The following is a 14,156-nucleotide window of genomic DNA, read 5'->3' as shown; positions in this document are numbered from 1 at the left end:
GTTCGGGTGCATTCAGGCAAAGAGCCTTCGGGGGCCGATTCATGATCCATATCGCTGTCATCACCCGGCAAGGCGCTCCGGCGGGGCAGTCCATCTCTGCGGACTTCGGCCCCAATGGCGGCACCATCGGCCGGGCCGATACCAACACGCTGGTGCTCGACGATCCCGACCGCACGGTCTCGCGCGTGCATGCGCAGGTGCTGTGCCGCGACGGGCAGTACTTCGTCATCGACCGGGGCAGCAACCCGATGCAGTGCAACGGCGTGTCGCTGGGCTCGGGCAAGGAGGCGGCGCTGACCGATGGCGCGCGGCTGGTGGTCGGGAGCTTCGAGCTCACGGTGCGCGCGACGGCCGCCGCGCCGCCGCCTTCGCTGGCCATTCCCAACACTGTGATCGGGGCGCCCGCGGGCGCGCCTGCCGCTGCCGCGTCGTCGAGCGACGATCCCTTCGCCGACCTGCTCGCGGGCCTCGCTCCTGCGCCGGCACCGGCTGCGCCTGCAGTGGCGGCTCCCGCGGCCGCGCTGCCCGATTCGCTGCTCTTTCCCGACCCGATGGAAAGCGGCTCGCGCAACGTGCAGGCCGCGCAGGTCGATCCTTTCGCGAATCTGCTCGGGCCCACGCCTTCGTCGACGCCAGCGGCCGGCCTCGGGGCGCTCGATGATTTCTCCGACCTCGGTGCGCCGCCCGCGCATGGCAAGGCGGCGAACATCGACGAGCTTTTCGGCGGTGTGGGCGGTGGCGGCGGCATCGGCGGCGATCCGCTCGCGCTGTCGCCGCTGGCCGATCCGCTGCTGCAGCCGAACACCGCATCGAACGCCGATCCGCTGGCGGCCCTGCAGCAGGCGGCGCCGGCCACGCCCGTGCCGCGGCCGGACCATCTGCCGATCGACCAGTTCGGCTTCACTCCGCCCAAGGCCGTCGAGCCGCCAAAGCCGCCCGCACCGGTGCCCGTGCCTGCACCATCGCCGGCACAGTTCGACGACATGACCGGCCAGCCGATCCGCATCAGCGGGCCGGAAGGCTCGGGCAGGCCGCTGGAACCGCTGAGGCCTCCGGCGCCGGCGCCGGTTCCACGCCCCGCCGCACCCGCACCGGAGCGCATGGCCAGCGACGACGAATTGCTCGCCGCCTTCCTGCGCGGCCTCGCGAGCACGCACCAGCCGCCCGAGATGCTCACGCCGGGCCTGATGGAGCGCATCGGCTCGATGCTGCGCAGCGCCACCGAGGGCACGCTGCAGCTGCTGCTCACGCGCCAGGAGTTCAAGCGCGAGGTGCGCGCCGAGGTCACGATGATCGCGGCGCAGGCCAACAACCCGCTGAAGTTCTCGCCCACTGTCGAGGTGGCGCTGGCGCACCTGCTGGGCCCCGGCGTGCGCGGCTTCATGCCGCCCGAGGCCGCGATGCGCGATGCCTTCAATGACCTGCGCGCCCACCAGTTCGGCGTGATGGTGGGCATGCGCGCCGCGCTGGCCCATGTCATCGCGCGCTTCGAGCCTGCGGAGCTGGAGAAGAAGATCAGTGCGAAGACGGCGCTCGACGCGCTCTTCAGCGCCAACCGCAAGGCCAAGCTGTGGGACCAGTTCGTGTCGCTCTACGGCGGCATCGCGAGCGAGGCGGAGGACGACTTCCACAGCCTCTTCGGCAAGGCCTTCCTCGAGGCCTACGAGGAGCAGATGGCGCGCCTGAAGTCCGACGGTCAGTAGGTACAAGAGCCGGAGCAGGAAGAACGACGACCCCGGTCGAAGCCCCCACAACAACACCAGCCATCGCGAGGCACCCCGCTTGGAAATCGAAATCGTCACGCTCTCCCGGCAAGGAGGCCGCACCTACAACGAGGACGTGCACGGCCATTGGCACGATGAGCGCTACGTTGCCTGCCTGGTGGCCGACGGTGCGGGCGGCCATGGCGGCGGCGACGTGGCGGCGGCCACCGCGCGCGCCAGCATGCTCGGCGGCTTCTCGGCCGCGCCGGGGCTGGACGAAGCCACGATGCGCGGCCTGGTGGAACAGGCCAACCGCGACGTGGTGGCGCGCCAGGCGGAAGGCGGCAAGCTCGCGGGCATGCGCTCGACCATCGTGTTCGCGGCCATCGACCTCGAAAGCCAGGCGCTCGCCTGGGTGCACAGCGGCGACAGCCGCGCCTACCTGTTCCGTGGCGGTGCCATCGTGGCGCGCACCACCGACCACAGCCTGGTGCAGCAGATGGTGGCCGGCGGCATGCTCGACGAGGAGGGCGCCCGGCTGCATCCGCAGCGCAACATGCTGCTGTCGGCGCTGGGCTCGATCGAGGAGGCGCCCGACATAGCGGTGTCGGAGCGCATGCGCCTGCTGCCCGGCGACGTGCTTCTGCTGTGCAGCGACGGCGTATGGGAGCCCTTGGGCGACGAATGCCTGATCGACACGCTGCACGCCTCGCGCACGCCCAGCCAGTGGACCGAGCTGATCGACGCGCAGGTCAAGGCCAATGCCAAGCCGGGCCACGACAACTACACGGCGCTCACGCTGTGGGTGATCGAGGACGACGGCGACGACGTGACGCGGCTGATGCCGGAGAACGTTGCGTCCACGGATTGCTGAGGATTTCCGTCTCGAGGCAAGGAAAGAGGCAAAGAAGAAGGGCCCGAAGCAATCGCTCCGGGCCCTTGTCGTTCCAGCCGGGTCGGCTGTCCGTTCAGGCGCCGCCCGTGCTCGGCACGGTCTGGGGCGCGACGTAGGTGTACTTGCTCGCCGTCTTCTTCACCTTCTTCAGCGCGTTGCGCAGCTGCGCCGGCATGTCGCTGCGATTGGGCAGGTTGGTGTAGTTGTCGATGCCCTGTTCCTTGCAGCAGTTGGCGCAGCCGTTGTTGAGCAGGTCGAGCGCATAGCGCGTCTTGCTCAGCGTGCTGGAGGCGCCGGGCTCGCGGAACGGATCGAAGATGCCGTCGGGCAGTACCTTCTGTCCCAACGCGATCGCCTGCGTCTGGAAGTGCGTGATGTGCTTCTGCGTGACCGGCCCGTAGTAGCCGTCCACGACGATCACCTCGGTCTGGCCCGGGGGCGGGTCCAGGTCGTGGTTGAAGCCCAGCAGCTCGTAGTAGAAGATCTTGAACAGCGCCTGCACCAGCATCACGTCTTCACGCGTGTTGGAGCCGATCCGGCCTACCGACCAGTCGATGTTGTAGGCGGTGAGCAGAGCGCCGCTTTTGCCGATGAGTGGGGTGCTGAATGCCATTGCATTGCTCCGGTGAGGACGCGTGGGAACCGCACCGGGCACTGGCGCGCCCGATGCCGTGCCCGGCGGGTCCGTCGTCCGTCAGCGCGTCTCGGTGGTCGCGACGTTCCAGCCGAACTTGACTTCGCCGCCGGCCGCGCCCTTGTCGTCCTGGGCCTTGTAGGCGAACTCGATGTCCTTGAACGAGCACGACACCTGCTCCTGCACGTCGCCGCCCTGGGCGCCGCCGGGGCCGACCATGGAGATGAACACTTCCTTGAGCGTGACCTTCAGGTACTCCTGCTGGCCTTCGCCCGATTTGCGGCAGGTCAGGACCATGTCCTTGAAGTGCTTGCCGCTCACGCAGTTCTTGGCCAGCACCGGGGAGGCCTTGTCGTAGACGTGCGTGAAGTGGAACTCGCCGGGCGTGGCCTTGCCCTTGCCCGAGCCGCCGCCGGAGCCTGCGCCCGAGGAATTGCTCACGTTCCAGGTCCACGACGAGATCTCGATCTCGTCCTTGTGGTCCTTGTGGGAAGACTCGCCCTTGACGCCGTCGAGCTTGATGTGAAAGTCAGAAGACATGTTCCTACTCCTTGGAACCCGATTGCGTTCGGGCAGTTGCTGTTGATGATCGAGACGGATGCTTGTGCTGCCGGAGGCTTGTCGGCGGGGCCGGTCCCCGGCAGCTGTGGATAGAACGAAACGGGATCGGGAATTTCAAGAAAAAACCGGCCCGTTCCGAGCTTTCTTTTCTTCTTCTCTTTTTCCTTCCGGCGCCTCAGGCGCCGCCCTTGGCCGAGGGAAGCTTCGACACCAGGCGCAGCGAGACGGTGAGGCCCTCCAGCTGGTAGTGCGGGCGCAGGAAGAACTTGGAGGTGTAGTAGCCCGGGTTGCCTTCCACTTCCTCCACGACCACCTCGGCGGCGGCCAGCGGCTTCTGGGCCTTGGTGATCTCCGAGGAGTTGGCGGGGTCGCCGTCCACGTAGTTCATGATCCACTTGTTGAGCCAGCGCTGCATGTCCTCGCGCTCCTTGAAGCTGCCGATCTTGTCCCGCACGATGCACTTCAGGTAGTGCGCGAAGCGGTTGCAGGCGAAGAGGTAGGGCAGGCGCGCCGCCAGGTTGGCGTTGGCGGTGGCGTCGGGGTCGTCGTACTCGGCCGGCTTGTTCAGCGACTGGGCGCCGATGAAGGCCGCGAAGTCGGAATTCTTGCGGTGGATCATCGACAGCAGCCCCGCCTTCGAGAGCTCGGCCTCGCGGCGGTCGCTGATGGCGATCTCGGTGGGGCACTTCTGGTCCACGCCGCCGTCGTCGCTCGGGAAGGTGTGCAGCGGCAGGTTCTCCACCGCGCCGCCCGACTCGATGCCGCGGATGCGCGAGCCCCAGCCGTAGAGCTTGTACGAGCGGTTGATGTTGGTCGCCATCGCGTAGGCCGCGTTGGCCCAGGCGTACTTGTTGTGGTCGGCGCCGGCGGTGTCTTCCTCGAAGTCGAATTCCTCCACCGGGTTGGTGTTGGCGCCGTACGGCGTGCGCGCCAGGAAGCGCGGCATGCACAGGCCGATGTACTTGGAGTCGTCCGACTCGCGCAGGCTGCGCCAGCCGGCGTACTCGGGGGTGGAGAAGATCTTGGTCAGGTCGCGCGGGTTCGCGAGCTCCTGCCACGACTCCATCTGCATCAGGTTGGGGCTGGCGCCGGTGATGAAGGGCGCGTGCGCCGAGGCGGCGATCTTCGCCATCTCGCCGAGCAGCTCCACGTCGGGCGGGCTCTGGTCGAAGTGGTAGTCGCCCACAAGCGCGCCGAAGGGCTCGCCGCCGAACTGGCCGTATTCCTGCTCGTAGATCTTCTTGAACATCGGGCTCTGGTCCCAGGCCGCGCCCTTGAACTTCTTGAGGTTCTTGGCCAGCTCCTGTTTGGAGATGTCCATCACGCGGATCTTGAGGTTCTCGTCGGTCTCGGTGTTGTTCACCATGTAGTGCAGGCCGCGCCACGCACTCTCGAGCTTCTGGTAGTCGGGGTGATGGATGATCTTGTTGACCTGGTCGGTCAGCTTGGCGTCGATCGCGGCGATCATGGCCTGGATCGACTTGGTCACGTCCTTGCCGATGATGGTGCTGTTGGCCAGCGCCTGCTGCGCCAGCGTGAGCACGGCGGCTTCGACGGCGCTCTTGGCTTCGTCGCTGCGCGGCTTGAATTCCTTCTGCAGCAGCGACGAAAAGTCGCTGCCAGCGTACGCGACATCTTTCAGCGCGCTCTGTTCGAGTGCTTCGGCCATGGTGATCTACTCCTCGTGTGCTCTGATGGTTGTCGACTCAGGCGGCGGGGGCGCTGCCGTCCTCGGGTTTCTTGCTCGCGGCCAGCGTCTGCAGCAGGGCCGGGTCTTCCAGCACCTTGGCCAGCAGTTCTTCCGCGCCGCCCTTGCCGTCCATGTAGGTGACGAGGTTCGAAAGCTGCGTGCGCGCCTCCAGCAGCTTGTTGAGCGCGCCGACCTTGCGCGCCACCGCGGCGGGCGAAAAATCTTCCATGTTCTCGAAGGTGAGCTCCACCTTCAGGTCGCCCTCGCCGGTGAGCGAGTTCTCCACCGCGAAGGCCGCGCGCGGCTTCATGGCCTTCATGCGCGAGTCGAAGTTGTCGACGTCGATCTCCAGGAACTTGCGGTCTGCCACCGGCGCGAGCGGGTCGGCCGGCTTGCCGGAGAGGTCCGCCAGCACGCCCATGACGAAGGGCAGCTGCACCTTCTTCTCCGCCCCGTAGAGCTCCACGTCGTACTCGATCTGGACCCGGGGCGCCCGGTTGCGGGCGATGAATTTCTGACTGCTCTTGGCCATGGAGATGCTCCTTGCGGGTGTGAATGGGGACGGATGCGGGGTGGTGGTCGGGGCTTACTCGGAAGGACGGCGGCCCGTGACCGTTTCAATGGTGTCCATCGCGTTCGGCGCGAGGTTGGCCATGATCTCGAGGAAGCTCACTCCGATGAGCTTCTTGGCGCGCTCGATCAGAAGCGGCGCGGGGTTGCCCGGCTCGGCCTGCTCCAGGTAGCGGATCACGCGGTCGAGCATCTGCACGGCGTCCTGCCGGTTCTGTATCTCGCCGCGCGCGGCGGCGGGGCGCGAGGCCGCGGCACCGTTGGCTTGTGCATCCGCCGCGGCGCCGCCGGAGTCCTGCGCGGCGGCGGCATCTGCCGGCGAGCCGCTGGCGGAGGCGCAGGCCTTCTGCAGCACGCGCGCGATGGAGCGCAGCGGGTCGAGGTCGAATGCATCGGCGCGGCCTGTGCGCTCGGCGATGAGCTTCTTCAGCTGCTCCACCAGCGCGGGCACGCCCAGCGCTGCCTGGATGGCATCGGGCCGCTCGGACTGGATGGCCTCCAGCCCGCCCTGCACCTGCGCCATCGAGTAGGTGGCTTCGCCGCCCACGGCGGTGAGCGCGTTGTGCGCGATGGCGATGTCGCGCACGCGGATCGGCCCCACGCCGCGCGCGACGCCGACCTGCGCCTCGTAGAGGTCGCGCAGGCCCATGGTCTCGTCGGTCAGCGGCGCGAGCGCGTTCAGGCGCATCGTCGGGTCGTTGTCGTCGTCGGCATCCAGCTTTGGATGTATGCCGTCCCAGAAGGTGTCGAGCAATCCGTTGAGCAGCCGCAGGCCGGAGGCGAAGCCTTCCACGCCCTGCAGGCGGGTGGAGGCGCGCAGCAGCAGCACGGCGGCGCGCACGTCCTTGCTGCGCCGCAGGATGTTCCCGGCCTTCTCGCCCACCTCGCGCCACTCGGGCTCGACCGCGGGGATCACCGTGTCGCCGAACTGCTGCTCGGGCTTGCCCTGCGCGTCCGCGACCAGCGCCATGAAGTCCGCGTCGTACTCGAGATCGTCGCCGCACGGCGATGCATCGCCGATGGGCGCGAGCAGTGTTGCAGCGAGTTCGTTGTTCAGCATGTTGCCTATCGGAGTTCGCTGGTGATAATCAAAGATGCGTCTTGACCGGTCAATGCAACGAAGGGAATAGCATGCGCACGCTGGGTACACACCATTCGTCCTATGAGGGCTTCCTTGCCGCGGCAACGCGGCGCCACATCGCCGTTCTTGGCCTTGCTGGAGCCGGTCTTCTGCTTGCGGGCTGTGCGGCGAAGCCCGTGGTCACCACGGTGGCCGTCACGCTCACCGCGGGCGCCGACGCCAACCCCGATGCGCGCGGCCGCGCATCTCCGCTCACGGTGCGCGTGTATGCATTGAAGTCGCCCGGCCCCTTCGAAGGCGCCGACTTCTTCTCGCTGTTTGAGAAGGACCAGGCCACGCTCGGCGCCGAGCTCGTGCAGCGCGAAGAGGTGCTGCTGCGGCCCGGCGAGACGAAGAAGCTCGACTTCAACCTGCCGCCCGATGCGAAGTCGATGGGCGTGATGGCGGCCTACCGCGACCTCGACCGCGCACGCTGGCGCGAGGTGCGCCCGGTGGTCACCGGCAAGGCGCAGTCGCTCGATGTGACCTTCGGCGCGCGTGCGATGCGCGTGGACGCCAGGTAGCCCGTGCGCTACCGGTCATGACGGCCTTCCCGGCCGCACCAAAGGCTGGTCGACGGGAAGGAAGTGCTCGAACAGGTCGTGCACGAAGGCGCCGCCGGCCGCGTCCGACGCGGATGCCGTAAGATAGAAGCCGCGCCAGCGCGGCGCGCGCGGCCCGCGGCCGTGGTTCTCGAACAGCACCTGCGCGAACTGGCGCAGCCCCGGCTGCAGGGCGCGCACCGCTTCCACGAACTCATGAATGGCGAGCCGGCCGGTGGGGCCGGGCTGCTCGCGCAGCAGCGACATGCGCAGCGCGTGCAGCTGCTGAGCGATGGGCTCGAACACGGTGTCCAGCCGCTCGCCAGCCGGAGTCTCGATGAAGGCTGAAGGATCGGTCAGCCTGTGTCCCAGTGCCTGCGCAAGCACTTCGGGCGGCAGCGCTCCGCGCAGGGTCGCATAGCCCGGCAGCCGTTCGAGGCCGGTCACGACGAGGTAGGTGGGCATCTGCAGCCGCAGGCCGTCGCTGGCTTCGCCGAGCAGGCGGCGCGTTCGCGCGGCGAGCGACTTCAGCTCCGTGGCGTCGGCATCCAGAAGGTCGCCGGCGGCCACGGCCACCACGAGGCCGTTGAGCGGCAGGCGGTCGCGCCGCTCGGCCAGCGCAAGCAGTGAGTGAAGCCAGAGGCTGCGCGACTGCGGCGTGCCCGCCTTGTCGCCGACCGCGGCCGCATCGATCTCGATAGCCACCAGCCGATGGGTCAGCCACCAGTGCCACCAGGCGGCACCGGATGCGGCGTCCGTGCGTTCGGCGTGCGCGGTCGCGAGCAGCCCCGCGAGGTTGGCCGATGCATCGCCGAAGAAGAGGAACCACGGCACCGGCGCCGAGGGCCTGGCCCATGGCGCGCGGCGCATGGCCTGCTGCGCCCGCGCCATGCTTTCCTTCAGCGTGTCGACGGCCAGTGCGGTTCCCTCGGCATCGGCCGCCGGTTCGGCCAGCGCGGCGAGGCGCTTGCGCAGCCCGCGCCGGCGCGCGCCCCGGCCGGCATCGCGCACCACCGCGTACAGCAGGCCGAAGCCCAGCAGGCACAGCGCCAGCAGCAGCCAGAAGCGGTGGGCGGGCGACAGCAGCAGGCCGGTCATCGCGAGACGGTCTCCAGGAAGACGAAGTCGGCGATCAGCCGGTCGCTGTTCTTGCTGGCCGCGAGCGACTCGCGCAACCTCAGCAGGTAGGCGGAGGCGAGCTCGAAGGGCGGCCGGTCGGCGGTTTCGGTGAGGGGCGTGGGCGACGAAAGCACTGTGATCAGCACGCTGCCGAAGGGCGGACTCACCAGCCAGCTGGAAGGGATGTCGCGGCCTATCTCCAGGACCTCGCCCGCGTGCAGCCGCGTGGGCTGCTGCCCGGCGTTGAGGTGCATGACGGAGCCGTCGGCCGTGTAGTAGTCGACCCAGATGTAGCTGTCGTGGCGCGGCGCGGTCACCTGCACGCGCACGTTGTCGCCCTCGCGCAGGCGGCCGTCGCGGGCCGTGGGCGCGCTCACGTCGAGGCCGTAGGCCTTCTCGGTGTTGCGCGCCTGGTAGGGCTTGAGGATGGCGAACACCTCGCAATGCGGCCACACGCGCAGTCCGATGTCGAAGCGCGGCGACTTCACGCCGGGCAGGGCGCTCACTTCGTGCTCGACGCGCGGCAGGTCTCCGGGCTGCGAGACGAAGCCGGTGACCCGCGTGCGGCCCTCGTGGTCGACGCTGGCCGTGAGGTCGGCGCAGGCGAAAGCCTGCAGGTGCTGCTCGACGCGCTGGGCCAGGCCGGTGGCGGCTGCGGGCGGGCCGCCGGACCACAGCCACGGCGTGTACAGCAGCGGCAGCGCCAAGGCCAGGGCGGCGGCGCCGAGCAGCAGGGTGCGGTCGCGCCGGCGCGTGTCGTTGGGGCCGCGCGGGTCGGGCGCCTCGTAGGGTTGCGGCGCGATGTGGTCCTGCAGCAGGCTGCCCATGGACAGCGGGCGCAGCAGCAGCTGGCGGCCGTGCAGGTCCTTCAGCTTGCCGAGTTCGCCCTGGTCGCCGTCCTCGAAGTAGTACTGTCCCCTGAAGCCGAGCGCCAGCGCGTGCCAGTACACCTCGCGCACCGCGTCGTCGTCGGGGCCCAGGGCCGAGAGGTGGTGGAAGAACTCGCTGTGGGCGTTGTTGGAGTTGAATAGCTGCACCTGCAGGGGAGCGGCCGTGCCTGTCGCGCCGGCCGCGTCCGGGTGCCGCGCGAGGATCTCGTCGATCCAGGCCACCATGGCGAAGGAGGCCGACTCGATCTGCGCGGCGGGCGTGCCGGCGGCCTCGGCGGCGGCGCGCGCCGCGTCGAGCTGCTGGCGGGCCCGTTGCTGCGCCGCGTCGTGCGGCAGCAGGGGCGCGCCGGACGCGATGGACGCATCCAGCGCGAGGCCGGATGAGATGAAGCTGGAGAAACAGTCGAGAAGGCGGGCCATGGGCGGGCCCGCTCATTCATGCGTTGCGAAGGATGCCTTGCACCGGCGTCTGCAGCGATGGCACATGCCCATGTCCCCGGTTCCTTCGAGTAGGCGGCCATTCTTTCAAAGGGCTTGCAAGGGGCGCCATACCGCTTGGGGTCTATGCCGTTGGTGGGGCCGCCGGCCTTGCTGCGCGGGGCTTTCGCCGGTATCTTCAGCGTCTGCCGTGCTTCGCACGCTGGGATACGGGGAAAAGACATCATGAAAATACTGATCGCCGACGACCACCGGCTCGTCATCGAGGCGGTCAAAGCCAAGCTGTCGGAGCTGGAGCCCGGCATCGAATTCGTCCTGGCGATGAGCGTCGACGAATTGCTTGCCGGAGCCACCGACGACCTCGACCTGGCCCTGATCGACCTCAACATGCCCGGCGCCGACGGCCAGGCCCACATCGACGAGATCCGCCAGCGCCATCCGGCCGTGCCGGTGATCGTGCTGTCGGGCTACGAAGACCCGGCCATCATGCGCAGCGCGCTCGAGCGCGGCGTGCTCGGATTCATACCCAAGGCCTACTCTCCCGACGTGATGCTCTCGGCCGTGCGGCTGGTGCTGGCCGGCGGCGTGTACGTGCCGCCGATGATGCTGACGGCAGTGCCCCCCGGCATCGTGGCCGGCATGGCGCAGCAGGCGGGCTCCGAGGCGATGGTGCGCGGCACCGGTGGTGGCGGCACCCAGACGCTGGAGCACCTGCGCAGCGTGCTCACCGAGCGGCAGGTCGAGGTGCTGCAGCTGCTGTCGCAGGGCAAGCCCAACAAGCTGATCGGGCGCAGCCTTGGCATCAGCGAGGGCACGGTGAAGATCCACCTGGCGGCGATCTTCCGCGCGCTCAACGTGCGCAACCGCACCGAGGCGGTGGTGGCCGCCCAGGCGCTGACCGAGGCGCAGCAGGCCTGAGCGGAGCCGCGCCTTGCGGCTCCTTTCTCCTTTCATTGCACCAGCAGTTCGAACTCGGCCACGGTCATCGTGCCGGTGTTGTCGAACTCGATGCGGTACTTGCTGTAAGACTCGGTGCCCGCCTTCAGCGCGAAGGGGCGGGTCTGCTGGCGCCATGTGAAGCTCTCGTTGCTGCGCTCGTCGAGCGTGACCCAGGCGACGCCGTCCTTCGATGCCTTGAGCTTCCAGCTTCTCGGGTCCTGCCCTGCGTCCTGCGTGCCGGAGGTCAGGGTGTAGATCTTCGGCACGCTGGCGGGCTGGCCCGTGGCGGCGTCGGCCTCGATCCATGCGTTGGCCGACGTGCTCCGCCAGGCGGTGTCGGAGTTGCGGTCGTACACGTTCGCCAGCTGGCCGGTTGCGCTGGACGACACCGTGTAGGCCCCGGTGGGCAGCAGCGACTTCAGCGGCGAGGGCCTCGCGCTGCCCTGCGTGATCGAGCTCGGCACGTCGTTCTCGCCCGTGCCCCACGAGGAGGGCTGCGCACCCATGACGAACTCCAGCGTTGCGCCGTCGGCGATCTCGCTGTGCAGCAGGTAGCTGCGCGTGACCGGCTGGCCGTTCAGGCGCAGGCTCTGCACATAGCGGTTGGTGTCGCTCACGCCGGGGGCGGTGATGACGATGCGCTTGCCGTTCTCCAGGCTAACCACCATTTTCGGGAAGTAGGGCGCACCGATCGCGTACTCGGGCCGGCCCATGCTCACCGGGTAGAAGCCCATGGCGCCGAACACGTACCAGGCCGACTGCTCGCCGTTGTCCTCGTCGCCGATGTAGCCGCTGCCGTCGGACAGGCCGTTGGCGTCGAATCCGGATGTGTAGAGCTTGCTCATCACGTCGCGCAGGTACTTCTGGCCCTGCGAAGGCGCGCCCGCGTAGTTGTACATGTAGATCGAGTGGTGCACCGGCTGGTTGGAGTGCTGGTACTGGCCGACGCCCGCCAGCTGGCTGACCACGTGGGCTTCCTTGATCTCGTGGATCACCGTCCAGTAGCTGCCGGACTGCAGGTAGGTCGGCGCGGAGAAGAAGGTGTCGAGGCTGGCCTTGAGCTGCGCGCGCCCGCCGTGCAGGTTGGCCAGGCCCTGGCCGTCCTGCGGCGCGAGGAACTGGTACGACCAGGCGTTGCCCTCGGTGTAGCCGTAGCCCCAGTCGTCGGGCGTGGTGCCGTCGTCGGTCCATTGGCCGGTGCTGTCCCTCTCGCGGAACCACTTGCCGGCCCAGGCGCCCGCGCCCTTGTCCGAGAAGAGGCGGGTGTAGTTCAGCGCGCGGTCCATGTAGTAGGCATGGTCGTCGGGCTTGTTCAGCGCCTTGGCCATCTGGGCGATGCCGAAGTCGTTGAGGTTGGCCTCCAGCGACCAGGCCACGCTCTCGCGCGACATCGTGTCCGAGGGCACGTAGCCGTAGAAGACGGATTTGTTCATGCCCTTGCGGCCCTTGGCGCCGTCAGTGCTGTTGACCGAGGCGTTGCGCAGCATCGAGGCGTAGGCCGCGTCGGCGTCGAAGTTGCGCACGCCCTTGAGATAGGCGTCGGCGAAGATCACGTCGGAGCTGGTGGCGACCATGCTGTCGCGGTAGTCGGGGCCCGACCAGCGCGGCACCCAGCCGCCGTCCTTGTAGGCGTTGACGAAGCCGTCCAGCATCTCGCCCGCCTGAGTCGGAACGAGCAGGGTATAGAGCGGCCAGGTGGTGCGGTAGGTGTCCCAGAAGCCGTTGTTGACCCAGATCTTTCCCTGCCTTTTCGGCGTGCCGGGGAGATAGGGGCTCATGTAGGTCGGCGAGCCCTTGCCGGTCGCCGCATCGCGCACGTTCTCCCAGGCGGAGTTCGGGTACAGGAAGGCCCGGTACATGTTCGAGTAGAGCGTGATCTTCTTCTGCTCGAAGGCCTTGGCATCTTCCGTGCCGCCTTCCACCTGGACCGTGTTGAGCGTGTCGTCCCACGCCGCGGCCGCCAGCTGCCGGACGTCGTCGAAGCTCCTGTCGCCGATCTCCTGCGCGAGGTTGTCCTTCGCCTGGTCGACGCTGATGAAGGAGGTGGCGATCTTCATGCCCACGACCTTCGCGCCGTCCGGCGTCGCGAACTGCACCCAGGTCTTGATGCTGCCGATGTCGATGTTCTTCGACGCGGTGATGGGCGCGTCGAACTTCGCGTAGAAGTACATGAGCGGCGCGTTCTTGTCGCCGTTGTTGTCCACCATGCCCGATACCGCATTGGCGGCCGTGTCGACCGAGAGGTTGCCGGAGCCCTCGCCGGCGAAGCGGTCGAACAGTACCGTGGAGGTCGGCATGGCGGCAGGCGCGGTGAAGCGGAAGTAGGCCGCATGGTCCGTGGGCGTGATCTCGGTGCGGATGCCGTTGTCGAAGATCACGCTGTAGTAGTGGGCGTGCGCGACTTCCTTGGCCCGCGAGTAGGTCTGTGCGCGGTTGTCCGGATTGAGCCTGCCCAGGTCGCCGATGGGCATGATCGCGAGCGACTGCCTGTTGCCGATCCACGGGCTGGGTTCGTGCACCGCGGCGAAGGACTGGATCGTCTTGATGAGCGCGCCGTCGGAGGTTTCGCCGGTGCTGGTGTGGAATTGATAGAACCAGTTGTTGTCGTTGCGATTGATCGGTGTCCAGAAGTTGAAGCCGAAGGGCACCGCGATGGCGGGGAAGGTGTTGCCCCGCGTGAAGTCGCCGCTCGAATTGGCGCCGCGCATGATGTTGACGTAGTTCGCCAGCGGCTGCCTGGCGAAGGCGGCGGGCCCGGAAGGATTCGATCCGTCGGAGCCCGTGGTCGACGCCGTCGTCGTTGTTGCCGTGGCTCCTGCGCTACCACCGGACGCGTCGCCGGCGGTGCCCCCCGTCGTCGATGGAGGCGCCGTTCCCGCGCCCGTTCCGGGCAAGGGCAGGAACGAGCCGTTCGACCCGCCACTACCGCCGCCGCAAGCGGCAAGCGATGCAAGTCCCATGGCCAGCGCGAGCTGGCGCAGTCTTCGAGTGCTCATCTGTTTGCTCCCTTTCGAAATCGCAGCACGCTGCGCGATTCAGTCTAGGGACGGGGCGC

General features: G+C 68.2%; 12 protein-coding genes. 4 read left to right on the top strand and 8 right to left on the bottom strand.

Annotated features, from left to right (window positions below; genetic code table 11):
* The first annotated feature begins 41 nt into the window (after positions 1 to 41).
* A complete protein-coding gene (tagH, locus tag ACAM57_RS28670) occupies positions 42 to 1,703 on the top strand; it encodes a type VI secretion system-associated FHA domain protein TagH (protein ID WP_369659790.1) in 1,662 nt (553 codons plus the stop codon).
* Positions 1,704 to 1,782: 79 nt separating this feature from the next.
* Positions 1,783 to 2,577, top strand: coding sequence for a PP2C family serine/threonine-protein phosphatase (locus ACAM57_RS28665; RefSeq protein ID WP_369659789.1), 795 nt, complete (start codon positions 1,783 to 1,785; stop codon positions 2,575 to 2,577).
* A gap of 94 nt (positions 2,578 to 2,671) precedes the next feature.
* Here the strand turns inward: ACAM57_RS28665 and ACAM57_RS28660 are convergent, their stop codons facing one another.
* The 5 genes from ACAM57_RS28660 to tssA form a co-directional block, all read right to left on the bottom strand.
* Positions 2,672 to 3,211 (bottom strand): peptidoglycan-binding protein, encoded by a 540-nt coding sequence (locus ACAM57_RS28660; RefSeq protein ID WP_126025740.1) that lies wholly within the window; start codon positions 3,209 to 3,211, stop codon positions 2,672 to 2,674.
* Between the two features lie 81 nt (positions 3,212 to 3,292).
* On the bottom strand, positions 3,293 to 3,772 hold the full coding sequence (locus tag ACAM57_RS28655) for a type VI secretion system tube protein TssD (RefSeq protein WP_126025741.1): 480 nt from the start codon (positions 3,770 to 3,772) through the stop codon (positions 3,293 to 3,295).
* 196 nt (positions 3,773 to 3,968) lie between these two features.
* The gene (gene tssC / locus ACAM57_RS28650) at positions 3,969 to 5,462 is read right to left on the bottom strand and encodes a type VI secretion system contractile sheath large subunit (RefSeq protein WP_126025742.1); all 1,494 of its coding nucleotides are present in this window, start codon (positions 5,460 to 5,462) and stop codon (positions 3,969 to 3,971) included.
* Between the two features lie 37 nt (positions 5,463 to 5,499).
* Entirely contained in the window at positions 5,500 to 6,015 is a 516-nt protein-coding gene (gene tssB / locus ACAM57_RS28645) for a type VI secretion system contractile sheath small subunit (RefSeq protein WP_108142618.1), read from the bottom strand.
* A gap of 54 nt (positions 6,016 to 6,069) precedes the next feature.
* A complete protein-coding gene (tssA, locus tag ACAM57_RS28640) occupies positions 6,070 to 7,113 on the bottom strand; it encodes a type VI secretion system protein TssA (protein ID WP_126025743.1) in 1,044 nt (347 codons plus the stop codon).
* A 71-nt stretch (positions 7,114 to 7,184) separates the two neighbouring features.
* Between tssA and tssJ the strand changes: the two genes are divergently transcribed.
* On the top strand, positions 7,185 to 7,697 hold the full coding sequence (gene tssJ, locus ACAM57_RS28635) for a type VI secretion system lipoprotein TssJ (protein ID WP_184639897.1): 513 nt from the start codon (positions 7,185 to 7,187) through the stop codon (positions 7,695 to 7,697).
* 15 nt (positions 7,698 to 7,712) lie between these two features.
* Here tssJ and ACAM57_RS28630 read toward each other — a convergent pair whose 3' ends face one another.
* Positions 7,713 to 8,813: a type VI secretion system protein gene (locus ACAM57_RS28630; protein WP_369659788.1), complete on the bottom strand. Its 1,101-nt coding sequence runs from the start codon at positions 8,811 to 8,813 to the stop codon at positions 7,713 to 7,715.
* Complete coding sequence (locus tag ACAM57_RS28625; protein WP_369659787.1) at positions 8,810 to 10,144, bottom strand: DotU family type IV/VI secretion system protein; 1,335 nt, start codon at positions 10,142 to 10,144, stop codon at positions 8,810 to 8,812. Before ACAM57_RS28625 ends, ACAM57_RS28630 begins: the two co-directional genes overlap by 4 nt.
* A 243-nt stretch (positions 10,145 to 10,387) precedes the next feature.
* On the opposite strand from ACAM57_RS28625, the gene ACAM57_RS28620 reads away from it, so the two are divergent.
* Entirely contained in the window at positions 10,388 to 11,080 is a 693-nt protein-coding gene (locus tag ACAM57_RS28620; RefSeq protein ID WP_369659786.1) for a response regulator, read from the top strand.
* A 32-nt stretch (positions 11,081 to 11,112) separates the two neighbouring features.
* On the opposite strand, the gene ACAM57_RS28615 is transcribed toward ACAM57_RS28620, so the two are convergent.
* Positions 11,113 to 14,097, bottom strand: coding sequence for a GH92 family glycosyl hydrolase (locus ACAM57_RS28615; RefSeq protein ID WP_369659785.1), 2,985 nt, complete (start codon positions 14,095 to 14,097; stop codon positions 11,113 to 11,115).
* Positions 14,098 to 14,156 lie beyond the last annotated feature (59 nt).

Origin of the sequence: Variovorax sp. V15 (assembly GCF_041154425.1) — a bacterium.
Classification (GTDB): domain Bacteria; phylum Pseudomonadota; class Gammaproteobacteria; order Burkholderiales; family Burkholderiaceae_C; genus Variovorax; species Variovorax guangxiensis.
Note: the sequence above shows the minus strand (reverse complement) of the source record. Positions and strands in the feature narration are given on the sequence as shown.